The organism is Tautonia marina (assembly GCF_009177065.1).
Taxonomy (GTDB): Bacteria; Planctomycetota; Planctomycetia; order Isosphaerales; family Isosphaeraceae; genus Tautonia; species Tautonia marina.
Genome location: NZ_WEZF01000005.1, coordinates 105,942 through 130,802, shown reverse-complemented (window position 1 = coordinate 130,802; position 24,861 = coordinate 105,942). Strand labels below are relative to the sequence as shown.

The following is a 24,861-nucleotide window of genomic DNA, read 5'->3' as shown; positions in this document are numbered from 1 at the left end:
ACGACCGGATCATGATCTTTCGAGAGAATCCCGTTCTGACCCGAGAGCTGCTCGTCAACCTTCGCTCGTCGCGGTCATTCCTGTTGCAACTGGCATATGTTTCCTTCCTCGGGGTCGTGGTCTATTTTGCCTGGCCGGCGGGCTCGGAAGCGACCAATCAGGTCGGGCCAGGGGTTTCGCAACGCTTGTTCAATCTCTTTTTCCTCGGGCAGTTCTTTCTCGTGGCGCTGGTGGCACCGACCTTTGCCTCGGGAAGCATCTCCGGAGAGAAGGAACGAAAAACGTACGAAATGCTGCTCGCCAGCCCCCTGGAACCCTCGACGATCCTGGTGGGAAAACTGCTCAGTTCGTCGATGTATCTGATTTTGCTGATTATCTCAAGCCTTCCCTTGATGATTCTTTGTTTCCTACTGGGCGGGATCTTGTTGTCTGAGATCACCCGGGCGTACCTCATCCTCATCCTGGCGGCTGGCACCTTCGGATTGATCAGCGTTGCGTGTTCCAGCTTCTTCGGACGCACCAGTTCTGCCCTGGTGGTCAGCTATCTGGTGATTCTCCCGCTGGCGTTGATCACCGTGACGGTGACGCAGACCGACAACGTCGTGCTGCGAGACGCGGTTTCGATCGCCGTGCTCCCTCCCTGGTGCATTGCGATCTGGGTGATCGTCGGTCTTCTCATCAACCGGCGCTTGCTCTATCCGCCCGACGTGGGGAGCGAAGGGAAGGAGGTCGTCGATGAAGAGGAGGAGATGAAATACGCCGTCGGGGTGGTGATCGATCGGGAAATGTTCCCCGACATGCTCTTTGCTCCCGCCAAGCGCACCGACCTGATGCCCGACGGCACCAACCCTGTGCTTGACAAGGAGCTGCGAAGCGAAATCTTCAGCCAGGGAACCTTGATGCTTCGCCTGGTGATTCAGGTCAGCATGTTCCTGTCGATCCCCTTGATGGCCTACTTGCTCTTTCTCAGGCCCGAACTGACGGGGTTCTACGTCGGCTATGTGCTGGTGTTCAACATGCTCGTCGGGCCGGTCTTCTCGTCGGGGAGCATCACGCAGGAGCGAGAACGGAAAACGCTCGGGCTTCTCCTGACGACCCTGCTGCGGCCAGGAACCATCGTCATTGCGAAGCTGCTCGCCTCAGCGCGGGTTTCGACCGTCTTGACGTTCTTGCTGACCGAACAAATCTTGCTTGCCTATATCTTAATCCCGGAACTCCGCGACCGCTGGTGGACCCTCTTCATCTTTCTGTCCTTGATCGCGGCGACCTGCCTGACCACCACCTCGGTCGGCCTGCTTTGCTCGGCCCTGAGCCGTCGAACCTCGGTGGCGATGGTCATGACCTACCTCATGTTGCTCGTCCTGTTCATCGGCCCGGTGGGGCTGGTCTGGTACCTCCAGGGGTACACACAACTTTCGGAGCAGCGGCTTTCCTCGCTGACGATTACCAGTCCCTTCGCCGCGTCGTTCAGCATCCCCATTCCCTCGACCGATGACGGAAAGCCTTACACACCGTCGTTCCTGGGCTCAACCTCGGTGGCCGTGCCGTTTGTTGACGACACTCGGGTGCCCATCTGGGTGGCCTTCCTCGCCGTGACCCCGATCATCGTCCTGCTCCTGAATGCCATGACCTACCTGGCGTTTCGCTGGCGATGGTGGAGGGCCGGGATGACGATCTGACGGCCCCCCGAATGACCCGTCTAGGCAAAAATCAGTTTACCGAGGCGGCAGCCGTCCCTCGTCGAGATACCACATCCGATCCGGGCCGCGCGACAGGGTCGTTTCGACCTGGCTCGTATACAGCGGGCTCTCGTCCTCTCGCCCTCTGACGAAGAAGGACAGCCGGTAGGAGGCCTTGACCGCGTCCTGGCCCGCGCTCTTGTCCGATTTGAACTCGTCGATTCGAACATGCAACGGAGTGAAGCTGCCCGCCTTGTTGCGTTTCAGGTTCCGAACCTGGTCCTTCCAGTAGGCGTGGAAGCTCGCATACGAGTCGAATTCCGGAGCCGAACGCCCCGCCGAGCTGAGCAGAAGCCACATTCTGCGACGATGCGGCAAGTGGTGGGCCAGCGCTCCGTAGTAGTCGCGCAAGGCGTGCTCGGGGGTCATCCGAACCGGTCGTTCCAGGGTAATTGCAATCGGGTAGCTCAGAAGAAGGATGACCCCGAGGCCAATCCCAACCACCGCCAGCGATCGCATCAGGTGCTCGACCGAGAAAGTCGAGTAGACGACAATCATCAGGGCCAGCAGGGCCAAGGCAATTCGACCAAGGGTCGGCCCCCACTCTGCCAGACGAGTCCAGGGTTGCAAGACCGGCGAGGGGGTGAGTTCCTGAGGGCGGCGAACTCCCGCGTCGGATCGTTCGATCCCCGGAGACCCCCCGGGAGGAATCGAAGCCGGTTGCCGTGCGGCACGCTCCGAGGACGGGTGGTCAGCCAGCGCGTAGCTTCCCAGATTGGGCTCCGGACCCTCGGTCCGGGGCGCCTCGGAATCGTCCTCCGACCGATCCTTCGATCCAGAGGACTTTGCGGGGTTGTCAAAGAGAAACGCGGCATCGGCGATCTCGCGATCGTCGTCGGGGCGAGGCATGGTGATTCACCTCCGTGTCAATTCCTCGGCAGGACATTCTGCGCCAGGAAATCGCTCACCAGCGAAGCAACTCCCTGGGAAAGACCTGCGCCGACCCACCACTGGACCCGATCAACAGGTCGAGTGATCCTCGGCCGGACCAGTCGACTCCGCTGGGACTGATGCCATCGTCGCCGACGATCAACGGACGGCCATCGGCCAGATGGACGGGTCGAGGGATCACGACACCGTCCCCTTGGTTCTCAAGGACCAGCAGATTCGAGACCTCATCGAGGGTTTGGTAAGAAATACCCGTGATTCCCGGGACGACAAAACGTGCATCAAGGGGAAGGCCGAGAAACAGGTCCGGTCGTCCGGATTCCGTCCAGGGGCCGGCCCAGAGGCTGCAACGGCCCCCCAGCCCAAAGGCGCCATCGACCCGAATCAGGCGTCCAAAGCGGTCAACCAGCGGTTCCGGCGGTGCCACGTCCAGGGTTCCAACCCGTCTCCAGACCGAGAGAAAGCCTTGGAAGTCAGGTGCGATCAGGTCGGGCAATCCGGTCCCGCACCAGTCGATGGCAGCGGGCTGGACCCGAGACGGCAAGATCAACGGACAACGTTCGCAACGGATCGGCTCGGCCACATCGAACCGGGGCTGGGTGGCATGGCCGTTGTTCCGAAGAAAGAGAACGTCGCCTCCCCGGCTGGTGACGATCAGGTCGGGCCTTCCGTTGTTCTTCCAGTCGACGAGAACGGGACTGGACGACCCCAGGGCCGGTTCGATTGGGCCAAGCAAGCGGCCATCGGTCCCGGGACCGACCTGAAAGGGAACACCGCCGGCCTCGATCGGTTCCAAAGGCCCGTAGCGATGATCACCCGGGCCGCCGAGGTCCATCAGCCAGTGCAATCGACCGGAGGCATCGCCCGAGACCAGATCCAACCCTCCGTCACCGTCGAGATCCCCAACGGTTACCACCGCGCCGCCCGGCAATCGAAGCGTTTGCCCTTCCTGAACCACGGGGCCAAGGATTCTGCCTGTGTCGCGTTTCGAGCCGGGATGTACCGCGAAGACGTGGCCCGACGAGGTCCCGAAGATCAACTCGTCACGCCGATCACGGTCAATGTCGGCCACCGAGACGACCGTGCGATCCTCCGGGAACTGGAGCGGTTGCCCATCCTCAAGCGTCAGGGGCCTCGGCTCCATCAAAACCGGAGGAAGTTGCCCCCCGAAATTGCGGAAGAATCGGAGCGTGCCTTCCGCGTTGAGCGCTGCGACCTCGACGGCACTGGAACGCCCCCAGGCGACCAGTACACAGGCCGGCCGAGGCCCGACCTCGGCGAGTGGGCCATTCGGGTCGATCAGTTCGGGGTGAGCAAAACGAGGAGTGCCATCAGACTCCCCGAGATTCCGGCACCAGTACAGCTTGCCAATCGGGGAGCGACCGCGCCAGCGTCCCGATTGGTCGAAGCCGGGGTGCGAGCCGGATTCGTCTAGCCCAACCTGCTGCGTGGACGGGACGTTCCGATCGGGCCAGTAGCCGTCGAGATCGTCGATCCCAAGCACGAGATCAACGTTCCCATCACCGTCCCAGTCGATCGGGAGCATCTGGGCAATCCGAGCGTCGCCGAGGCCAAGGTCGGTCGGCAAATCGAGGACGACGCGATCACCAAAGCGAGGCTCATGGGGGCTTCCGCTGTTCTTCAGCCAGACGAGTCCCTCGCTCCCGAGCGCGATCAGGTCGAATCGGCTCTCCCGACCGTTCGGAATCGCACAGGGAAGTCGCAACCCATCGAGCGCGGGCAGCTCGGTTCCTTCGTCAAATCGAGGAGGCAACTCTCCGGAGGAAGAACGCGGTTGGTAGACTCGCGATTGCCTCCCCAGGGGCCCAACCCTGGCAGTGACCAGGAGATCGGGGTCTCCTCTTCCGAACCAGTCGAGGACGATCGGCTCGGCTTCGGTCCCGAAGCTGAGCGGCTGAGGCCCGACCGAATCGTCCCAGGCCAGGGTGACGACTCCTGACGAAACGCCGCTGCTGGGGCTTCGATCCGCCTCATCCGTCCATGTTCCGACGCTTTCCATGACGATTCTCGTTTGCTCAGCGGGGAGTGGCCGACCGAAAGGCATCGTTCGACCGCCCGGAGGAGGAAGAAACAACCCGCCCGATCCCCAGGGTCGCGCAGACCCGTTTCCTTGATCGTGACGGGTTGCGTAATATCTTGGGAATGAAACGGATTCTTGGTCTTGATTACGGACTTCGTCGCGTCGGGATTGCTGTCTGCGACCCGGATCGGCGCGTGGCCTCGCCGGTCGACGTGTATCAGCGACGCAATGATCGACTCGATGCGACCTATTTTCGATCCCTGGTCGAAGAATTCAACATTGATCGGCTCGTGGTCGGCCTGCCACTCCTGGGGCATGGAGCCGAGGGAGACTCGGCCGAGCAGGCGAGACGTTGGGGACACTGGCTCTCGGAGCAGACCCAAACCCCTGTTGTGTTCGTGGACGAACGCTATTCCACCGTCGAGGCCGAGGAGTTATTGCGATCCGCCGGGGTGAAGGCAAGCCGTCGGCGATCGCTGCGTGATATGATCGCGGCTCAGGTGTTGCTCCAGGCGTTTCTCGACGCCGGCTGTCCGGAAACGGAATCTCCCCCTGCTCCGCTCGACGATCCCGCGTTCGACCCCGATGAGGACAATGATTCGTGAGTACCCTGATCATCGGTTGTGGCTATCTGGGGATGCGTGTTGCTCGTCGAATGATGGCGGCGGGTCATCGCGTGTTTGCGACCACCCGTTCCCGAAACCGAGCGGAATTGCTGGCCAGGGAAGGGATGGAACCGATCCTCGCCGATGTGCTCAATCCCGAGTCGCTCGATGATCTGCCGGCGGTCGAACGTGCTTTCTACTGTGTCGGCTATGATCGTTCCTCCCAGGTTCCCATCCAACGAGTCTACGTGGATGGGCTGCGACACACGATCGGTCGGCTTGCGTCGCGGGCCAAACGCTTGATTTATGCCAGCTCGACCGGAGTCTACGGGGATCTTGGTGGCGACTGGGTCGATGAGGACACCCCTGCCGACCCGCAAACCGAATCGGGGCGAGCCTGCCTGCACGCCGAGCACCTGCTCGCTGACTTTGCCAAGGTTTCGATGTACCCGGTCACGATCCTCCGCTACTCCGGCCTTTATGGTCCCGGGCGCCTGATGCGCCGCGAGGCCCTTCGATTGGGACAGCCGATTGCCGCCGATCCCGAATCGTACCTGAACCTGGTTCACATTGACGACGCCGCTTCGGCCGCCGTTCTTGCACTTCGAAATCCCAGGCCTGGTCCGCGGTATCTGGTCAGTGACGATCGTCCAATTCTCCGTCGCGAGTTTTACGAATGTCTGGCCGAGGCGCTCGGCGGGCCCCCTCCGACCTTCACTGAGCCCTCGGACGACGGCCCGATTCGTGGCAATGCCAGCAAACGCGTCTCCAACCGCCGGATCAAATCCGAATTGAACTGGACCCTTCAGTACCCCGACATCACCACCGGAATTCCCGCCAGTCTGACCGAGGAATCGCCGACGGCCGAGAGCCCTTGATTGATCCGCCCCATTCGATCTTCCGCAAAGCCCGGAGGCGCCCCGTCATGTCCTCCTCCCACACACACCGGCCGGGAATTCTCGGTCCCCTTTCCTTCTTCAGCTTCCTTCTCTCGTTTCTGAACGTCGTCTGGATTCTCGTGATCGCTGTGATCGCGATTCTGGCCGGAGCGGTCGGTTGGTTGCTGGGTCCGGTCGTGGGGGTTCTCGGATCGCTCGTCGTCGTGCTGTTCGTCCTGATGTTGCTGGTGCAGTCGTTGCTCAGCATCCTGCTCTTTCTCGCTGCCTGGAAAACCTGGAGAGGACGACGCTCGGGTCGATCGCTCCACCTGGCCTGGGCCTGGATGACCGTCGTGATCGACCTGCTGGATCTCGCCTTCACGGCCGGCATCGACGGCGGGGCCTGGGTTCGCCTGATCTACGCGATGTTCGTCATCTTCATCTTGAATCGCGACGATGTCCGAGCCTACTTCGCTCGGGGAGCCTTCGATCTGAAGCCAGTCAAGGGAAACGGATTCGACGACTGGTCTTAAGTTTGCCTGAATCGGCGTGTAAACCATGCCTGAATGCGCACCAGGGATTGCACGATTGACAGGCATTCGGGTGAAATTCACTCGTCCTCTGGTGGTGCATCGTCTGTTTCGCGACCGTGGAACTCAATGGTTGGAAAATCTGTGATACGACCTAAGGCAAGAAATCACAACGAGAAGGGGTTGAATTTCTTGTCATGTTCTGTCAAACTCTGAACCCTGTGAGGTCATTTGGCATCTGGTTTTCGATGCTTCTGGAAATCGCACACGGGTCTCACACCCGTTTTGTATGGATAAGCTCGTTTTGGAGGTCGATCGCAAGGTCGCATGGTCATGGGAAGTCCCGGAAAGTCAGCGGATCGGATCGAGGCCTTGCGTTCCATGCTGGATCGCCTCTGCGCTCCCGATCTGACCCTGTCCGAGGCGAAGCAACTGGTCCCGAATCTTTCGACCATGCTCGAAGCCGACCCTGCCGCCGGTGATCGTGTCCGCGAGGGGGCTGGTCACGCACGGTCGTGCCGTCCCGATCGTTGATGGCCGGCCCACTTCGGAGGAATGGGCGAGTCGAGGGGCTGCGACTTGAAGCACCCCCTGAGCTTCGGTTACACCGGAGAGATGCCGCGAACCTCGCGGCTCGAATTCCTTCCAAACTCTCTCCAGCCGAGGTCCTCGATTGGCTTTCGGTCGATCTGCGGTCCTGTTCGGATCGTTCCTCGACCATGTCATTCGTGATCCTCGGTGGTTGCCGAGGCATTGCGGATCATGTGCCACTTGCGTCAGCACGCGATCGCTCTTGCGATCCTGGGGCTTGCGACGATTGCCCGCGGGCAAGAATTCCCCCGGCCGTACGACAGCCAGGATCCTCAGGGTGGCTTGACCCTCGCGTCAGAGGCCCTCAAGTCGCTCTCGCTCCCGGAAGGCTTTCAGGCCACCCTGTTTGCCTCGGAACCCGACGTACGGCAGCCGATCGCCCTGGCAACCGATTCCAAAGGGCGACTTTGGGTCGCGGAGAATTACACCTACGCCGAACATCAACTCAACTTTGACACCAATCTGCGGGATCGCATTCTGATTCTGGAAGATACCGACTCCGACGGTCGCTTCGATCGTCGGTCGGTCTTCTGGGACGAGGGGGTTCGGGTTTCGAGTGTCGAGGTCGGGTTTGGTGGTGTCTGGGTGCTGTGCGCTCCCTACCTTCTATTTCTCCCTGATCGTGATGGCGACGATCGCCCCGATGGTCCCCCCGTGGTGATGCTCGATGGATGGGAGGCCGATGCGATTCGCCATAACCTCGTCAATGGTTTGCGCTGGGGGCCCGATGGCTGGCTGTATGGGAGGCACGGTATCCAGGCGACCTCGCTGGTCGGGCGACCTGGCACGCCTGAAGCGGATCGAGTGCGGCTCAATTGCGCCGTCTGGCGTTTTCATCCGACTCGACATGTCTTCGAAGTGGTCGCTCGGGGAACAACCAACCCCTGGGGAATGGACTGGGATGAACATGGGCAGCTTTTTCTGATCAACACGGTTATCCCCCACCTCTGGCATGTGATTCCGGGGGCCTTTTATCAACGGATGTACGGCGAACATGATCGCCCTCACCTGTACGGCCTGCTCGGCCAGACCGCCGACCATGTTCACTGGGACACGCGGGAAGCCTGGAGCGACATCCGCGAGGGGGTTTCCGCGACGACCGATCAGGCCGGTGGAGGCCACGCCCACGTCGGTTTGATGATCTATCAAGGAGACAACTGGCCCGAAGCCTACCGAGGAGACGTGTATGCCCTGAACTTCCACGGCCGACGCATCAACCGTGACCGACCCGAACGATCCGGAGCCACCTACACCGCCAAACACCTCCCCGACCCGATCGCCTGGCCTGACCCCTGGTTCCGGGGGATCGAGCTTCTTTCGGGGCCCGATGGTGGCGTCTTCGTCGCAGACTGGTCCGATATCGGCGAGTGCCACGATAACGACGGGGTTCATCGGTCCTCGGGACGGATTTACAAGATCACCTTCGGCGATCCCTCGCCTCCCTCGGTCTCCGATCTGGCTTCCCTCGATGCCCTTGGCCTGGTCGAGCTGCTTCGGCATCCGAACGTCTGGTACTCCCGGCAGGCTCGCCGACTGTTGCAGGAGCGGGCCGTCCTGGGTGCCGATCTGTCCGAGGCCCGTGACGCGCTTCATTCCCTGTTCCAGAACCAAGAGGATGAGGTTCTTCGCCTCCGAGCGCTCTGGACGCTGTTCGGCATCGGAGCCACGGATGAAAGCTGGCTGATCGACTTGCTTCACGACCCGAGCGAACACGTTCGAACCTGGGCCGTTCGATTTCTGGTCGATGCAGGCCCTCCGTCCGAGGCCGCGATCGAGGCCCTCACCCAACTCGCCGATCGGGAGAAGTCGGGCCTTGTTCTCACCTTCCTTGCCTCCAGTTTGCAGAAGATGCCGAACGATCGACGCTGGCCCATTGCCCTGGCAATTGCCGATCGTTCCGAATACGCCGACGATCCGGTCCTTCCCCAGATGCTTTGGTACGGGATCGAGCCGGCGGTTCCCTCAGACCCGGATCGTTCCGCCGAGCTGGCCGCGGATCACCCCTTCGGATCGCTCTCTCGCTTCATTGCGAGACGACTGATGGTTGCTGCCGGTGATCAGCCAGGTCTGGTCGGTCCTATCCTTCAGAGAGCGGCCGAATCGAACGATCGAGCAGTCCAGCTCGCAATCCTCTCAGGAGTGAGCGACGCGCTCCAGGGGCTTCGTCGAGTGGAGCCCCCTCCCGGCTGGATTGCCGTCGTCGAGGGAGCTGGACGAAGCGAGGATCCCGAGCTTCGCCGCCTGGTGCTCACGTTATCGGTCGTCTTCGGTGATGGTCGCGCTCTCGAAGAACTCCGCGAGATCGCCTTGAATTCCGAGGCGGACCTCTCGGCACGTCGAGACGCCATCGAAAATCTGGTCCGCAGCCGAGCCGAGAATTTGCTTGAGCTTCTCGGGGGATTCCTCTCCCATCGCGACCTGGCCCGCGATGCGGTACGAGGGCTCTCCACCCTGAACGATCCCGCTGCCGTCCAGCTGGTGCTCGATCGGTACGCTCGACTCCCGGGAGAAGCCAGACAAGAGGCGATCAGTTCCCTCGCCTCCCGCCCCCAGTCGGCGACGCTTCTGCTTGATGCGGTGGAGGCTGGGCGGATTGATCGTGGCGACGTCTCGGTGTTTCTCGTTCGGCAACTCCGGACACTCGATGACCAGAAGATCACCGATCGACTCTCCGCCCTCTGGCCCGAGTATCGCCCGATTTCCGAGGCGGCCCAGGGACGCATTCAGGCCCTGCAAGCAACCATGACACCCGAGCGCCTTGCCGCGGCCGATCCGGCCAGCGGACGCCTCCTGTTTTCGAAGTCGTGTGCTCAATGCCACATCCTCTTCGACGAAGGAAGCAAGGTGGGGCCCGAACTCACCGGAGCCCAGCGCGGCGAACTGGCTTACCTGCTGGAGAACCTGGTCGACCCCAACGCCACGCTCGACGCCGACTACCGGATGACCATCTTCGCCCTCGCCGACGGTCGCATCATCAACGGTCTGATCGCCGAACAGACCGACCGCACCGTCACCATCCAGACCCCGACCGATCGGATCATCGTCCCCAAAGACGAGATCGAGGAGGAACGGACCTCCGAACTCTCGCTCATGCCCGAGGGTTTGTTGGACTCGCTCCAGGAGCAGGAAGTTGCCGACTTGCTCCGCTATCTCCAGTCTCCGAGCCAGGTTCCGCGTCCCTGAACACGCCCTGCCGCAGAACTTCCGATTCCCCGATCCGCGCGACCATGCCCCCGCGACCCTTCTGGGGCGTGGCATCCTGCGCATGGTCCGCGTATCGTCAAGGGGATGCGGCGGAATCGTCGCGTTCCGAGTTCGAGGGGTGTTCCATGCGTATCGCGATCCTGACCAACGAATATCCTCCCCACATCTACGGCGGAGCCGGAGTGCATGTCGAGTATCTGACCGGTGCGCTGAACCGGGTCGAACCCGGCCATCATTCCATCCAGGTGCTCTGCTTCGGGGATCAGTCGATTCAGGAGCCGAATTTCTCGGTCCGAGGAATCGAGCCGACCTATCAGCTTCCCTACCATGACCCCCGGCACAAGAAATTCAAGGAGACGATGCTCCGCAACCTGATGATGGCTGGTCTCTTGGAAGATGTTGATGTGGTTCATTGCCATACCTGGTACACGCATCTGGCCGGCTGCCTGGTCAAGCAACTTGCCGGGGCGAAACTCGTCCTCACGACCCACTCGCTCGAACCCCATCGCCCCTGGAAACGCGAACAGCTTGGCACGGCCTACGATGCAAGCACCTGGGTCGAGCGCACCGCCTACCAGAATGCCGATGGCGTGATCGCCGTTTCCGATTCCATGCGAGACGACGTTCAGGAACTCTACGGGGTCTCCAGCGACAAGATCCGAGTGATCCACAACGGGATTGATCTGCATCAATACACGCCGACTCATGATCCTGAGGTCCTGGATCGTTACGAGATCGATCGTTCCCGGCCGTTCGTCCTCTTTGTGGGTCGGATCACGAGACAAAAAGGAATCATCCACCTCGTCGACGCAATCAAACATATCCAGTCCGACGTTCAGGTCGTACTCTGCGCAGGGGCTCCTGACACCGAAGAAATCGGTCGGGAAATGACCGAGCATGTGGAGTGTGCCCGTCGGGAAGCACGCAACCCGATCCTCTGGATTCCCAAGGTCTTGCCCAAAGAGGACATTATCGCCCTCTATTCTCAGGCGGCGTTATTTGTTTGTCCGTCCGTTTATGAGCCGTTTGGAATCATCAACCTTGAAGCAATGGCCTGTGGAACGCCGGTCGTTGCCTCGGCCGTTGGCGGGATCAAGGAAGTTGTGGTTCCGGAAAAGACCGGGCTCCTGGTTCCCTTCGAACCGCGCGGAGGCGCTGACGACCACCAGGCGCACGAACCCAACGATCCCGCTCAGTTTGCGAGGGACCTCGCCTCGGCCATCGATCAATTACTGAGCGATCCCGAACAGCTTCAGCACATGGGGATACGTAGCCGGGAACGTGTTGAACACTTCTTTAGCTGGGAAAGTGTCGCTCGCTGGACGATGGATTTCTACTGGGATCTAGTTCAAGCGTAATCAGGATGCCCTTCGTCTGAGCGACTGTCCCGCTCGTGGCTGAGTCCACAAAGCGGGACGATTCATTCCCGGCTCTCTCTCCCGACTCGGCCGGGAGTTATTCACCTGATCGGATCAGGGCCGCGCCGAAGGTAAATCCCCCTCCGAACGCCGTCAGACCGATGGTCCGGGCGGCTCTCGCTCGGTCCTGTGCGGTTGCGATGGCCAGCGGAATGCTTGAAGACGACGTATTTCCGAAGGTTCCCAATTCGATGAGCACTCGATCCGTCGGGAGCTTCAATCGCATGCGAATGTCCTGGATGATTCTGGCATTCGCCTGATGGGGGACCAGCAGGTCGAGGTCTCCCACGGTCAATCCCTCTCGCGCACAACAGGCTTCAAGGAGCGTGATCATCCTGCGCACCGCTTCCGCATACACCTTGAGCCCATCCATCGCGATATGACCATTTCCCAAAGAGGGTACCCGAAGAATGGTTCCCGGTTCTCCCCGAGCGGAAAGCACTGGCCGATGCAGTCTGCCGAGGATCGAGCCTTCCGGCAACTTAGCCTCCGGACCACCGATCAGGGTCGCGGTTGCAGCGTCTCCAAAAAGAATCGACGTGTCAAAATCATTCTCGTCAGCCAGGGGAGAAAGTGCTTCGGCAGTAACCAGTAGCACGCGGCCATCAGGATGCGATCGCGTGAAATCGTACGCGGTGGCTAACCCATAGAGATACCCTGAGCAGGCCGCGGACAGGTCAAAGGCGGGCAGCTCGGGACTCGTTCCCGAAGATGCTCCGAGGCCGTGAAGCACCCGGCACGCCAGAGACGGAGTCATCACGCCGGGTGTGCCCGTACAACAAATCAGCAGGTCAAGATTGCTTGCCGAGATTCCCGCCGAGTCAAGTGCGCGTTGCGCGGCTGAGACCGCGAGCGTGAGAACCGTTTCCCCCTCCGCGAGCCGATGCCGCGAGGAGATCCCCGTCCGTTTCTGAATGTCGTCGGTCGATCGACCAGGAAACCGCTCCAGCAATTCCTCATTCGTTACGATCCGAGAGCCAACCTCGACCGTGGGAAGAACAACACGAAGAGATGTGTCAGAATGCTTTTCGCGGGTTCGCTTTGGAGATGGTTGTCGCGACTGTCGAAGAATCGGGCGCCCGTGTTCTTCACGAGTCAATCGGCGGGTGGCTGCCTGAGTCTGCCGATCCAGGGGTTCCAGTTCGAGCAATGGTGCCCCAACCCGCAGGCGCTCACCTTCCGAGGCATGCAGCTTGAGAATCCGGCCACGACTCGGAGCGACGAAGTCGAACACCGCCTTGTCCGCAACCAGTTCCGCGATCACCGTCCCACTGGAAACAACGTCGCCGTTCTTCACCTTCCATGACAGGACGGTGATCGCCTCATCCGCCGGGCTCGGCCCCCGAGCTTCGATCACCGTCGTATTGCTACGCGTCTCACCCGATTCCCAACAGAGTTCCAAGCCGAGTACCTCGGCCGCTGCTTCCAGAGTGCGACGATACGAGGGAAGAACGTCAAGCTGGGCCGAGAAATTGCAAGGAATGTAGGTGTCTGGTCGTGTGACTCGTTTGAATTGAACTGCTGTCCCGGCATGCTCGGCCACATCGGCGACCACTTCGGCACCAAACCCGCAGGTCTGATTATCCTCGTGGATCACGATCACGCGCCTCGTACGTCGGGCCGATGCTCGCACGGCGTCGCGGTCCCAGGGAGAGAGAGACCGAAGGTCGATCACATCACTGCTGAACCCGGTTTGATCCAGAAATGTATCAGCAACTTTTTCTGCAAGTGGGACGGTTGCTCCCCAGGTCACCAACGTCAAGGCATCCCCGGTTCGACAGAACCGAGCTCGACCCAGCGGAACCCGTTGCGCCGTGACATCGGCCGAAGTGGTCCGATCGCGGTCGTTCAGACCGATCTTCGGATAGAACACGATGGTCGGTCGATCGGATTCAAAGGCTGCATTCAGTAGACCCGCGGCATCCCCTGCGCTCGAAGGCATGACCACGTCCACACCCGGCACGTGTGCGGCCAACGCCTCCATTGTCTGAGCATGAAACGGCCCGAGGCCAGGCCGATACCCACCGCAGGCAACCATCAGAATCACAGGGCATGAAAAGGTGCCCGCGCTTCGCCACCAAAGGCTACCGAGTTCCGAGTGAATCTGGTTGAAGGCCACCGGCAAGAAGTCTGCGAATTGCAGAAAGGCCACCGGGCGTTCGCCCACCATCGCCCGACCAATCGCGTTCCCAACAATGGTCGATTCGGCCAGCGCCGCATTGATCACCCGACCCGGGAAGGCCGTGCTCAAGCCTCGCGTGACCCCGAACACGTCTCCCTTGGGATCTTCGATGTCCTGGCCGCAGAGCGTGACGCGTGGATCGGTTTCAAGGCGGTGACGGAGGACCTCCCGCATCGCCTCGATCATCGTCAGACGCGGTCCATCCGCCCCACCCCGGTACTCGGAGGCGGGATCAGTCAACCTCGGAGGCAACTCGGCCTTGGCGACAAACGACGGCGTTGGGTCTGCGGCTTGCAGGGCCTCGTCAACGGCGTCTCGGATCTCACGATCCACCTCCGCGTCGATCCGATCGAGAACGTCAGGCGGCACGTCCGACTCAATCATCCGTTGACGCAGGATTGCCAGGGGATCGCCAAGTCGTTTTGCTCGGTCTCTCTCGTCCTCAGTGCGGTAGACGCGGTCATCGTCCGCGTTCGTATGACTGGAGAGCCGATCGAGCGAGATGACCGCGAGGGTAGGAAGGCCATCGGACCTCATCGTCTCGACGATCGGATCGAGTTTCATGGACAGTTCCACCGGATCTCGTCCGTTGATCCGATGGATTGGCAAACCGTAGAAGACCTCGGGATCGGCATAGCAATCTGGCAGAGAGAAAAAGGTCCGGCCCTCGGTTCGGGTCGAGATGGAAAGCCCGTTGTCTTCAATCAGGAACATCACCGGTAACGATCGACGAACAGCCTCGGCGATCGCCTCCAGAACCTCTCCTTGCTGAGAGGCGCCGTCCCCCATCGAACATACGACAATCGGCCGGCCGGCGCGGTCCTTGACCGCTGCGGCGACGCCAACGGATTGCAGGGCATGGTTTCCGACCGGGACATTCTGGCAGAGCAAATGCAGGCCCGGATCACCCAGAAACGGTGTCATCTGCCGGCCCGCTGAAGGGGATGCCCCGCTGGCGATGACGTTATGCAGCAAGGTCGAGGCAGGAACCCCTCGACCGAGAATCAGTGCTTTATCGCGATAGTGCAGATGCAAATAATCATCAGAGGTCAGCAGAGGTGCCAGAACCGCCAGACTTTCATGGCCAGTACACGGGCAGGAAAAGAAGGCCAGACCCCGAGCCGTCAGGTCGGTCTCGGCCTCATCGACTCGACGGGCCGTGACCATCGCCCGGTAGACGGAAACCCAGTTGGTTCCGGAAATCGCGGGAATGCGTTGAGTGAAACGACGATGGACGACGGGGGGAACCCCCCGGCTCTGATCCTGCTGATTCATATCCCGTCCCTGGGTCGAATCTGTCAAGGCAGGCCGTTCAAGTCTCCGGGGCCGTCGCGGACTCTTGCACGGCCCTTGAGGAGGGGAGCCGAAAGATCGGCCCCCTCGAACGGGTGCTGCGGAGATGACACGATCAGGCAGCGGCCTTCGAGCGAAGCTGACGCCCCAGTTCGGCCATCAAGTCAGAAACATGTCGGAAATCGGGGACTGCGTCGAGATCAAGCTCAATTTCATGGGCATCCTGAAGTTGCATCAAGACAGCCACCAGATCGAGCGAGTCGAGCGACAGATCCTCAAACAATCGTGAGTTCGACTCGATCACGATTTCCCTGGCGGCTGGGCTGCAAGCGCGAATCGCTTCGGTCACCGATTGGAATAGTTCCGGGTCCGTCACGGCTCTCTCCCACGACTGGCGTCGTTGCGGTCGGTCTCAATGTTACAGATTGAGTCAACCTGGCCCGAAACCGAGTTTGAAATCCTCTGCGCTCGGGGTCATCGCAGGTGCGATCACCCGGGGAGTCATCGAGTGATTTCGGCCAGGGGCAGAATCCGACTTGAAAGATCCGCTTCACATCCCCGTCGCGGCCGTCTCGCTCGTCGACCGCCGCTGTGTTCGGCTCAAATCGCCATGCGAAACAGAACGTCGTAGCCAATGATCACAATCGCCACATCTGCAAAAAGATGACTGACGTAACACGGCCAGAGGGTGCGGTCGTAGGCATACAGGGCCGACCACACCACCGCTCCCAGAAACACCCCGAGACTCCCGAGCAAAACCAACCCACCGTCAACCCAGGCCGACAGGGCGATCACATGATGGATCGTGAACGCGACTGCTGCGATCACCACCGCCCCCCCTTGCCGGGCCATCCGTGCCATGCGAGCAGGAAGGAAGAGCTCCACCTGCCGGTAGACGAACCATCGCCAGACGAATTCCTCCAACAACGAGTTCAGCAGGATGATGAAGCCGAACATGGCCGCAAACTGGACGGGATCGTCAAATCCTGTCAGCCTGGCCCGACTTCGAAGGCGGGACAGGTCGATCTGATCGGAGACGAGCCCGTAGACCCCGAGCATCACTCCCAACATCATCACACCCGTCACAAGCCCGGCGATCATTCCGGCCCGACTCGGCCGCTTCAACTGAATCGCGCGTCGCTCGACCCGCAAGGTCCACACCACTGGAAATGCGACCATCCAGACCCGGCTCATCAGGTTGATTCCAAGACCGATCGAGCCTGGCAAGGCGAGCAACATCGCGGCCACGCCCAGACTCTGGGCCGGGACGATCAATATCAGGGCCATCACCGCGCGTCGCCGGGCTCGATCAGACTCCTCGATCATGATTGGTTCAAACCGATCCTTCGCTCGGACGTGACGATCGACGGCCGAGGCGATCGACCGCTTCTCTGACCCAATCTTCCGACGGCGGGCCATAGGGGCGGAACTTTTCCAACTGCCCTGCCTCCTCGCTCACCAGCAAGGCCCGTTGCATTCCAAGGCGATTGGCCAGCGGTGAATCAATTAACGTGGAGGAATCGGCAGAGGACATCTGGAACAACACCCGGTGTTCCAGCTCGCGGAGTGTCGCGCGGTCGAATGTTCGATTCAGGTTATTGAGCGTGTCGACCCACATAATCACATGAACGCCGTGGATCGGACCATCCCGAAGAATCGTTCCGAGCAACTCCGAGGGCTTGGCCGGCTCGTTCGGGTCGGGAGTCGAAAAGCTGAAATCATCTTCACTCTTACGAAGCTGGCGGAAGCGTTGCAAGTCGTGAATGAGCAGGTAGAGGGGCGCGGCATCGGTAATTCCCTCGTCCCTCCTCCGCTCAACCTCGGCGGCGACATCCGCAATGCTCGATTCCACCTGACCCCAGGTACTCGCGAGGGCTTCATTCGGCAAAGCTAGTGCGATTCGGGGAAGATCACCCGCCCTCGGATCGTCCGCGGGTGTGCCGTCGAGCAAGACGAATCGAGCGTCGGGCCGATGAGCGGCGAGGCTAATCATCGTCATCGCCATCAGGCCTCGGGCTGCCTCCTCGTTTTGGCCAACGATCAGCAGGTGCGCCCCGGCCAGCCTTCGGAAGTGCATCGCCGTGGGGGCCTTGATCGCCACCGGCTCGCCGAGCCAGGCAAGCGAGGCTTTCGGAAGCGGGTCGGGGTATGCCTCTGCCTCAAGCAAGGTGGCCAGCGGTTCGTTGTTGGCCGGGTCGGGGGCGATGTTCCCTTCGAAGACGATCGGTTTTCGGACCCGCACGTTGCGCTCATCAGCGAGGCTTGCGATCCGGCGAAGATACTCCTCTCGCCGCTCGTCAGGCAACCAGACCACCTGAAAGATGTTGTTTCCTTCAAGTCTGCCGTTTGCGTCATTGTAAATGGCTTCTCCAGGGCGAGAAAGCAACCGCGCCGCGGTATTATCGTCGCTGAGGATCAGGCTCGCGTCCGCTTCACTACACTGAAGCGCGATCCGTACCGCCATCTGCCCAATGGTCGCCCGAGCCAGCGTGTACGCCCCCGCGAGGGTCTGCGAGCCGAGATGCACATGGATCCCGAACGCTCGCCCCTGCCGGACGAGCCGGTCGAGCAGCAACGCCGCCTCCTGGGCAATCTTGTCGTCCTCGACAAAGAACTCCTGAAACTCATCGACGATCAGCAGGATGCGCGGCATCGGCACGTCAGGACGAGCCACCCGGAAGGCGGCGACATCCTGCGTGCCCGCCTCCCGGAACAGATCCCCCCGCGATCCGAGTTCAGCGTCGAGCCGTAGCAAAACCGAAAGCCCAAACTCCCGCTCACTTTCGACCGCGATGACCCGAGCATGGGGCAGGTGGTGCGTTGCATAGGCCTTGAATTCCACCCCTTTCTTGAAGTCGATCAGGTACAGTTCAAGCTGATCGGGGGCATACGTCAGCGCGGCGCTCGTAATCATCGCATGGAGAAGCGTTGATTTTCCCGATCCCGTCTTGCCAGCGATCAACACATGCTGCGCCGTGCCCGACCCCAGCTTGAGCTGCTGAATCTTCGTTGCTCCGGCCCGACCAAGCGGGATCGCCACCCCTTTCCCGCTATCGCCTCGCCAGTAGTCCTCCGGCGGCGGTGCGAGAAAGTCGAACGGCACCTCGACCCGGCTTGCCCCTTCGGCCCGCTTCCCCACGGCTCGAACCACCCCCGAGAACACGTCGGGTGGCGGCGGTTCATCGAGCTTCAAGGGAAACCCGCCCCGAAGCGGATCCGACCACCTCACCCGTCCTTCCCGCCAATGCAAGACCGCGCAGTGCCGTTCGAGGTCTTTCAAATCAATCCCCTGGGGAAGCTCCTGACGAACATCCACCAGAACAATCACATGAACACCACATCTCGGGCCGCTTTGTGCAATGCTCAGGAGCCGTCGTGCTGCCGCCTCGTTGAACCGAACCGGGAAATCGGCCACGACCAGAAACCGGAACGGCTCGGCCACCTCGCCGGCTCGGGCGTTGTATTCGGTGATCGAGTGATATTCGTTGCGCAGATATTTCTGGATCACGTTCTCCATGTGTTCGGTCAGGTCTTGCAGGCGTTGCTCGATGTGCTGCGTTTCGGTCCAAACGCGGTTTGTGACGAGTTGCTCGTCCACATCCGCCAGGTGCATGAACGCGGCAAACGTCTGACCGAGCCCGACCGGGTCGATCATCGTGAACCGTGCCTTGCCGGGCGGAAAGCCGGTCAAGATCCGAAGCATCACCGCCTGCATCGCCCCGAGTGCCGCAGATCGCCCCTCGGCATCGGCCTTCAGGAGAAACGAGCATCCGTCAGGGCTCCGGACGATCGCCGGCGGCTCGAAATGGTCCGGCAGCCCTTCCATCAAGGCCGGGTCGGCGGGCCTCCCCTGCGGGAACATGTCCAGATCGACGCGAAGCCGACCAAACCGGAGCGCCGGGGGAACCTCTTTCGGGACAGGGGCATCCTCCCTCGCCGCGGCTTCGAACGAGGGGAATCGGGTGGCGATCTCGGCATCGACCAGAGCCAGAGTCTCTTGCACCTGGGCGAGGCCCTTCCGCCAGCGATCGGCCAGAGTCGTGGCCTCGGCTCCGGTCCGCTGCCGAGCGGCGGCCGTGGCTTGATCGTACTCGACTCGAAGCCGGTCGCGCTCGGTCTCGAAATGCTTCTGGATCTCGGGGGTCAACCGCTCGACCTCCTCCTGGATCTTTCGGAGAAGCTCGTCTCGCGTTGCGGTTGCCTTGGCGATCGCGGCCCGATGAGCCTCGTCTGCCCGGGCGATCGCAGTCTGTGCCTGCGATTTCGCCTCGGCCGCGGCGGCCTTGGCGCGGGCGTCGGCGGCGGCTTGCTCACGATCTCGGGTACTCAGGAGATCCTGTTCCCGCCTCCCATGAGCGGCAACCGCCTCCTTCCGAGAGCGAACCACCTGATCGGCAGCCCGTCCGATCGCCTCCTGTAAGGGTCCCAGGGCCCGTTGCACCTGAACCCGAGCCGTTGCGTAGAGCCAGGTCGCCAGGATCACCCCCACGATGGCTCCAATTCCGCCACCGGCTGCGGGGCCAACCCAGCTCTGCTGGAGAAAGAACCCCCCCCCTGCTCCCAGGACTGACGGGACAAGCACCAGGGCCGCCGGGCGAATGCCGCGAAACAGGCCGGGAAGGGTCAGATTACGCAGGTCGTCGAACCGCTGCTCCGCCTCGTCGAGGGCCTGGTTGGCGGCGTCGGCCGTGGGATGTTCGACCGAATTCGCGGTCGCCTGGGGCTCGACCTCCACGCCTCTTGCGGCCGATTGGAGCCGACACGATTTCAGGTGCTGGTCAATCTCGACGCGAATGGCTTTGAGGCGGCCGTTGACCTCGGTCAGTTGATTCTGGGTCCGTTCGAGTTCCCCCTTCGCGTCGTTGAGACCGGCCTCGCAAATCGTGCCGACCTCCCAACGCTGGTCGGCCTGGGCCTGCTTGATCGTTTCGATCCGCTCCCGATACTGCTGCTCGGCCCGGGTCTTTGCCGCCTGCAAGGTGGTATCGGCCTCGGCCTTCGAGGCTTCGAACGAGGCGGTGGCCGCGGTGGGGACTTCCTTCGCGCGGCGATCCAGGGCGGTGCGTTGCTGTTGATATTGAGCGTCGTTCGCCTTGCTTGCCTGTTCAAACGCCCGACGAGCGGCGTCGGTCCGCTGGGCGTGGTCCTGTTCCAGCTTGGTTTCGGCCGTGGTGCGTTCGGTGACCCGCTGCGCCAGTGCCTGAAGCGCGGCCACCTGACGGTCGACGGGGTCCTGAGCGTTCCTCACCTGATCCGACATCGGGACGTGCCCTCCGCTTGCGCTTGGCTCGACTTCGGCATGGGATGGCCCGTCCCTGCGTCCGAGCTCGTCACCGACTCGATCCCGAACGGCATCGAGATCGAGGGTGCCGAGATCCCCTCTCTGCCTGTCCTCAATTCCGCGATGATGTGGTCTTTCGATCATTTCCGCCCAGCCCTTCCGAGGCAAGGGGGCCTTGGCCTTCCTCAAGCCCGCTTTGCTCCTCCGACCGCGTCATCCGACCGACCCGAACCGCCCGGTGCGAGACACGGCCTCCTTTGAACTCGCTTGTCCTGGAATTGGCGCGATCCCCCATCCCGGCTATGCTCAGTCCCGATCGCCCAACTCATTGATGGGCTCCGAGCGACCTCAGCAAGGACGGAACCCCACATGCTCGCCGCGAACCTCGGCGCTAGGGAGTATCTCGATCGCGTCTGCCGCGAGATTCAGCGGATCGACGCCGCGCAGCTTGAGACGGTGGCCGATCTGATCGAGCGGGCTTTCCACGCCGATCGGTTCGTCTTCGTCATCGGCAACGGCGGCTCGGCGTCGAGTGCCTCGCACCTCTGCGAAGACCTCAACAAGTGCACCCTACGCGACTTCGAATCCCAGAAGCGTCTCAAGGTCCTCAGCCTGACCGACAACACCGCCGGCATCATGGCCTGGGCCAACGACGAAGGCTATGACCGCGTTTTCCTCGAGCAATTGAAAACGTATGCCTCCCCGGGGGATCTCCTCCTGGCGATCTCCGGATCGGGGAACAGCCCGAACATCCTGAAAGGGGTCGAATGGGGCAATGCTCACGGCCTGACCACCGTCGGCATCACCGGTTATTCTGGCGGCAAGCTCCGAGAGATCGCTCACCACAGCCTTCACTGCCCGGTCGATGACATGGGCACGGCCGAGTCGTTGCACCTGGTCGCCTTCCACTGGCTGATCGGCGACCTCTACCGCCGCATGTCCGGGTCTGAAACCGCGGAACGCCCGGCCTGATCTCCCTTGTGAGCCTGAGAGGAGGCTCATCATGGCCAAACCGCTGCTGCTTGGCGTCGAGATCGGCGGCACAAAGCTCCAGGTCGGCCTCGGCCACGGCGATGGCTCGATCGTCCAACTGCGACGCGCCCGGATCGATCCCGCCGCCGGGGCCTCAGCCATCCGCGAGCAAATTCTCGACGAAGCCGATCGCGCCTGCTGGGCTCAGAGCCTGACCCGAGACGCGATCGAAGCTGTCGGCGTCGGCTTCGGCGGGCCGCTCGATGCCGAGCAGGGGATCACGACCACCTCGCACCACGTTTCAGGCTGGGATCGCTTCCCCTTGCGTGACTGGTGTCGATCGCAGTTCCACACCGAGGCCGTGGCGATTGAAAACGACGCCGATACCGCCGGCCTGGCCGAGGCACGCTTCGGAGCCGGCAAAGGGGGGGCCTCCCCCTTACTCTACGTGACGATCGGCAGCGGGGTCGGTGGCGGCCTGATCCTCGACGGCCGAATCCACCGGGGCTCCGGCCTCGGCGCGGCTGAGATCGGCCACCTCTGGGTCACTCCTCCCGATCCCGACGGCCGCGGGGGCCGCACCGTCGAGCAATCCGCCTCCGGCTGGTCGATCACCCGGTTCGCCCGAGAGGCGATTGCCTCCGGAAGCTCGGGGGCGGAAACCCTTTCCGATCTCGTGGATGGCGACGCCGAACAGCTCAACGCCGAGGTCGTGGCCATGGCCGCCGGCCTGGGAGACGCCAGTGCCCTTGCCATTCTCGACCGAGCGACGCAGGCCCTTGCGGTGGGACTGGCTCATGCCGTCACCCTGATCGGTCTGAAGCGAATCGTCCTGGGCGGGGGCGTTTCCCTGATTGGCGATGATCTCTGGTTCGCTCCCATCCGTCGCCGCCTCGACCAACTGGTTTTTCCAGGATTCCGAGGCTCGTTCGATCTCGTCCCGTCCGCCCTCGGCGAGTCGGTCGTGATCCACGGCGCCCTGGCCCTGGCCCGCGATGCCTTGATCGCGAGCCGACAGGGTTCCCATTAAGAGGGATCAAGGGGGATCGCCCGTATGCGAATCGACGATCTGGAAGTCCTGGTCCTCGGCACCTCCTGGCGGAACCTCACGTTCGTCAAGCTGATCACCGACGACGGCCTTATCGGTCTCGGCGAAGCCCGTCTCACGAACCGGACCGAGGCCCTGCTGGCTTACCTCGACGCCATCAAGGATCGCTATGTCCTCGGCATCGACCCGTTCGACACCGAACGGCTCGTCCACAGGATGATCCACGGCGATCAGGGCCGGCCCGGCGAGATCGTCACCACCGCCATCTCCCTGATCGAGATGGCCTGCTGGGACCTCAAGGGGAAGGCCCTTGGCGTTCCCGTCTACAAGCTCCTGGGAGGCGCTGTCCGCGACACGATCCCCGCCTATGCGAATGGCTGGTATCGCGTCGATCGGACCCCCGATTCCTTCGCCGAGGCTGCGCGAACGGTCGTCTCCCGAGGCTACCGTGCCTTGAAGTTCGACCCGTTCGGCACGCTGCACGGCTCTCTCTCCCGATCCGACCTGAGGGAGGTGGTCCGCCTCTGCGAAGCTGTTCGAGAGGCGATCGGGCCTGACGTGGAGCTCTTCCTCGACATGCACAGCCGGTTCGGCGTGACCGACGCGATTCGGATGATCCGAGCGCTCGAACCGCTCGACCTCGGCTGGGCCGAGGAGCCGGTCGATCCGCTCGACGCCGTCGGTCATCGCCGTGTGGCCGATGCCGTCTCCGTCCCCATCGCCACCGGGGAACGGCTCTACCAGTCGGGAGAATTTCTCCCCTTCCTCGAACAGCGATCCTGTGCGATCCTGCAGCCCGACCTGACCCACTGTTGTGGTGTCTCCGAGTTGAAAACCCTGGCCAGCCTCGCCGATCGCTTCGGGATGCTGGTCGCTCCGCACAACGTTGCCGGACCGATTGCCATGGCCGCCAACCTGCACATCGCGGCGACGTTGCCGAATCTCCGAATCATGGAGACCTTCAACGACTTCGAGGCCGATGCTCCCCTGCCCTCCGGCCAGGCCGGCAATCCGGCCCTGGCCGCGGCCTCCGGATGCCCCGCAGTGTCGGACGGGGCCTTTCCTCTTCCCAAAGGCCCCGGCTGGGGCGTCTCACTCAATGAGGAGGTCATTCGAGCCCTGCCCTTCCGACCCGGGCACTTCAACATCTTCGCCCCCGACTGGCACAAGCGGCAAGCTCTGAGGTGATCCCCAGACCTTTGCCGTACCTCGTCCACCTTCTTGGCACGATTGCCCGTTCCTTGGGCAAGATGCCGTTTCGACAATCGACTGCCAAAATGTCTCTTGCTCCTCGGTACGGTTTCCTTCGTCCGGTCCGGTTCTCGTGGGGGAACTTGTGTGCCGTTCGTGTCCGGTTCGGATTGGGCGTCAGACCGTTCAAAACAGACCAATGCGTCCGAGCTTCCGAGGCGTAACCATTTTTCAGAAAACAGGTAGCGGAGAACCCAGATCCGGTTGGCCTTCGGGTGAACTCTGCCCGTGCCCGGTGTGTCATGTTTTCTGAACGAAACATTCTGGTGGAATCAGAGGGATTGGTTGGATGAAATTGTGCCCCTTTTTCTGGACCCGGTCCCTGGTTTGCTCCTACAGTTTCATGACCGATGTCAGTGGTAGTGAGCTTCCGATTCCGGAAGCTTCCGGAAGGATCAGGCCCGCTGAGACTCGTCGGGGCTCAGGGGCGGATCAGTTCTCATTTCTCCCGACGATTCGATCCGAAGCGTCATTGGCTCGTCCCGAAATTCGAAGGTCGAAAATCGAGCCGTCCAGCGACACTCCGGTTTTCTATCGTCTACATTGTCATTGGGGCGTCTCACGACGCCGAGACCGGCCAGGGATGGTCCTCATACCGCGGGGGGACTCGCCGATGCTCTCGACGAAGAAACTGTCCGATGTCCAGCTCTGGCAGCGCAACCTCGCCTCGTTGATCCGGTCGGGGTTGTTCCTCCGGGCGGACCTCGGCGAGTCGAATGGGCTTCGTACCATCGTCGGAATTTACGGCGACGGCTCGTCCTCGGCTCCGATGGCGAAATATGCTGACCTCCGAAGGGCCGAAGACGCCCTGGAGATCATCAATCGTCTCGTCGAATCGGGTCAGGCAGCCGAGGTCAACTGATCGACGCTTTCCTTTTGATATCATCGACCGGTCGGAACGTTCACTGACAATTCCTGGCAATCGCCCAATCGCCCGGAC

The 24,861-nt window shown here is 61.9% G+C and carries 17 protein-coding genes; 11 read left to right on the top strand and 6 right to left on the bottom strand.

What is annotated here, in order from left to right; translation table 11 throughout:
* Positions 1-11: 11 nt before the first annotated feature.
* Positions 12-1,679: an ABC transporter permease gene (locus tag GA615_RS07895; RefSeq protein ID WP_152050737.1), complete on the top strand. Its 1,668-nt coding sequence runs from the start codon at positions 12-14 to the stop codon at positions 1,677-1,679.
* A 36-nt stretch (positions 1,680-1,715) separates the two neighbouring features.
* Here GA615_RS07895 and GA615_RS07890 read toward each other — a convergent pair whose 3' ends face one another.
* Both GA615_RS07890 and GA615_RS07885 read right to left on the bottom strand, forming a co-directional pair.
* Entirely contained in the window at positions 1,716-2,588 is an 873-nt protein-coding gene (locus GA615_RS07890; protein ID WP_152050736.1) for a hypothetical protein, read from the bottom strand.
* Between the two features lie 55 nt (positions 2,589-2,643).
* On the bottom strand, positions 2,644-4,647 hold the full coding sequence (locus tag GA615_RS07885; RefSeq protein WP_152050735.1) for a hypothetical protein: 2,004 nt from the start codon (positions 4,645-4,647) through the stop codon (positions 2,644-2,646).
* A gap of 143 nt (positions 4,648-4,790) precedes the next feature.
* Between GA615_RS07885 and ruvX the strand changes: the two genes are divergently transcribed.
* From ruvX to glgA, 6 genes are all read left to right on the top strand, one after another.
* Complete coding sequence (gene ruvX, locus GA615_RS07880; RefSeq protein WP_152050734.1) at positions 4,791-5,273, top strand: Holliday junction resolvase RuvX; 483 nt, start codon at positions 4,791-4,793, stop codon at positions 5,271-5,273.
* Positions 5,270-6,151, top strand: coding sequence for an SDR family oxidoreductase (locus GA615_RS07875; protein WP_152050733.1), 882 nt, complete (start codon positions 5,270-5,272; stop codon positions 6,149-6,151). The genes ruvX and GA615_RS07875 overlap by 4 nt, the downstream gene beginning before the upstream one ends.
* 47 nt (positions 6,152-6,198) lie before the next feature.
* A complete protein-coding gene (locus GA615_RS07870) occupies positions 6,199-6,684 on the top strand; it encodes a hypothetical protein (RefSeq protein ID WP_152050732.1) in 486 nt (161 codons plus the stop codon).
* A gap of 378 nt (positions 6,685-7,062) precedes the next feature.
* Complete coding sequence (locus tag GA615_RS27395; RefSeq protein WP_161602226.1) at positions 7,063-7,215, top strand: hypothetical protein; 153 nt, start codon at positions 7,063-7,065, stop codon at positions 7,213-7,215.
* Positions 7,216-7,443: 228 nt separating this feature from the next.
* Positions 7,444-10,455: a PVC-type heme-binding CxxCH protein gene (locus GA615_RS07865; RefSeq protein WP_152050731.1), complete on the top strand. Its 3,012-nt coding sequence runs from the start codon at positions 7,444-7,446 to the stop codon at positions 10,453-10,455.
* A gap of 146 nt (positions 10,456-10,601) precedes the next feature.
* Complete coding sequence (gene glgA / locus GA615_RS07860; RefSeq protein WP_152050730.1) at positions 10,602-11,834, top strand: glycogen synthase; 1,233 nt, start codon at positions 10,602-10,604, stop codon at positions 11,832-11,834.
* 97 nt (positions 11,835-11,931) lie between these two features.
* On the opposite strand, the gene GA615_RS07855 is transcribed toward glgA, so the two are convergent.
* From GA615_RS07855 to GA615_RS07840, 4 genes are all read right to left on the bottom strand, one after another.
* Positions 11,932-15,351 carry a beta-ketoacyl-ACP synthase 3 gene (locus GA615_RS07855; RefSeq protein WP_152050729.1) on the bottom strand — a complete coding sequence of 1,140 codons (3,420 nt, stop codon included), beginning with the start codon at positions 15,349-15,351 and terminating at the stop codon, positions 11,932-11,934.
* 133 nt (positions 15,352-15,484) lie between these two features.
* Positions 15,485-15,745: an acyl carrier protein gene (locus tag GA615_RS07850; RefSeq protein ID WP_201750137.1), complete on the bottom strand. Its 261-nt coding sequence runs from the start codon at positions 15,743-15,745 to the stop codon at positions 15,485-15,487.
* Between the two features lie 224 nt (positions 15,746-15,969).
* Positions 15,970-16,695, bottom strand: coding sequence for a CPBP family intramembrane glutamic endopeptidase (locus GA615_RS07845; RefSeq protein ID WP_161602225.1), 726 nt, complete (start codon positions 16,693-16,695; stop codon positions 15,970-15,972).
* A gap of 7 nt (positions 16,696-16,702) precedes the next feature.
* Entirely contained in the window at positions 16,703-20,629 is a 3,927-nt protein-coding gene (locus tag GA615_RS07840; RefSeq protein ID WP_161602224.1) for an FtsK/SpoIIIE domain-containing protein, read from the bottom strand.
* A gap of 390 nt (positions 20,630-21,019) precedes the next feature.
* On the opposite strand from GA615_RS07840, the gene GA615_RS07835 reads away from it, so the two are divergent.
* The 4 genes from GA615_RS07835 (at position 21,020) to GA615_RS07820 (ending at position 24,783) form a co-directional block, all read left to right on the top strand.
* Entirely contained in the window at positions 21,020-21,622 is a 603-nt protein-coding gene (locus tag GA615_RS07835; RefSeq protein ID WP_152050726.1) for a D-sedoheptulose-7-phosphate isomerase, read from the top strand.
* A gap of 31 nt (positions 21,623-21,653) precedes the next feature.
* Complete coding sequence (locus GA615_RS07830) at positions 21,654-22,652, top strand: ROK family protein (protein ID WP_152050725.1); 999 nt, start codon at positions 21,654-21,656, stop codon at positions 22,650-22,652.
* Between the two features lie 24 nt (positions 22,653-22,676).
* Positions 22,677-23,858 (top strand): mandelate racemase/muconate lactonizing enzyme family protein, encoded by a 1,182-nt coding sequence (locus GA615_RS07825; RefSeq protein ID WP_152050724.1) that lies wholly within the window; start codon positions 22,677-22,679, stop codon positions 23,856-23,858.
* Between the two features lie 676 nt (positions 23,859-24,534).
* On the top strand, positions 24,535-24,783 hold the full coding sequence (locus tag GA615_RS07820; protein ID WP_152050723.1) for a hypothetical protein: 249 nt from the start codon (positions 24,535-24,537) through the stop codon (positions 24,781-24,783).
* Positions 24,784-24,861: the final 78 nt, after the last annotated feature.

What these genes read in the sequence shown, in the direction of transcription:
- GA615_RS07855 (WP_152050729.1), bottom strand. Translation starts at nt 15,351, where the DNA reads ATGAATCAGCAGGATCAGAGCCGGGGGGTTCCCCCCGTCGTCCATCGT.
- GA615_RS07830 (WP_152050725.1), top strand. Translation starts at nt 21,654, where the DNA reads ATGGCCAAACCGCTGCTGCTTGGCGTCGAGATCGGCGGCACAAAGCTC.
- GA615_RS07895 (WP_152050737.1), top strand. Translation starts at nt 12, where the DNA reads ATGATCTTTCGAGAGAATCCCGTTCTGACCCGAGAGCTGCTCGTCAAC.
- glgA (WP_152050730.1), top strand. Translation starts at nt 10,602, where the DNA reads ATGCGTATCGCGATCCTGACCAACGAATATCCTCCCCACATCTACGGC.
- GA615_RS07865 (WP_152050731.1), top strand. Translation starts at nt 7,444, where the DNA reads ATGTGCCACTTGCGTCAGCACGCGATCGCTCTTGCGATCCTGGGGCTT.
- GA615_RS07820 (WP_152050723.1), top strand. Translation starts at nt 24,535, where the DNA reads ATGCTCTCGACGAAGAAACTGTCCGATGTCCAGCTCTGGCAGCGCAAC.
- GA615_RS07890 (WP_152050736.1), bottom strand. Translation starts at nt 2,588, where the DNA reads ATGCCTCGCCCCGACGACGATCGCGAGATCGCCGATGCCGCGTTTCTC.
- GA615_RS07840 (WP_161602224.1), bottom strand. Translation starts at nt 20,629, where the DNA reads ATGTCGGATCAGGTGAGGAACGCTCAGGACCCCGTCGACCGTCAGGTG.
- GA615_RS07825 (WP_152050724.1), top strand. Translation starts at nt 22,677, where the DNA reads ATGCGAATCGACGATCTGGAAGTCCTGGTCCTCGGCACCTCCTGGCGG.
- ruvX (WP_152050734.1), top strand. Translation starts at nt 4,791, where the DNA reads ATGAAACGGATTCTTGGTCTTGATTACGGACTTCGTCGCGTCGGGATT.
- GA615_RS07835 (WP_152050726.1), top strand. Translation starts at nt 21,020, where the DNA reads ATGCTCGCCGCGAACCTCGGCGCTAGGGAGTATCTCGATCGCGTCTGC.
- GA615_RS27395 (WP_161602226.1), top strand. Translation starts at nt 7,063, where the DNA reads ATGCTGGATCGCCTCTGCGCTCCCGATCTGACCCTGTCCGAGGCGAAG.
- GA615_RS07885 (WP_152050735.1), bottom strand. Translation starts at nt 4,647, where the DNA reads ATGGAAAGCGTCGGAACATGGACGGATGAGGCGGATCGAAGCCCCAGC.
- GA615_RS07870 (WP_152050732.1), top strand. Translation starts at nt 6,199, where the DNA reads ATGTCCTCCTCCCACACACACCGGCCGGGAATTCTCGGTCCCCTTTCC.
- GA615_RS07845 (WP_161602225.1), bottom strand. Translation starts at nt 16,695, where the DNA reads ATGATCGAGGAGTCTGATCGAGCCCGGCGACGCGCGGTGATGGCCCTG.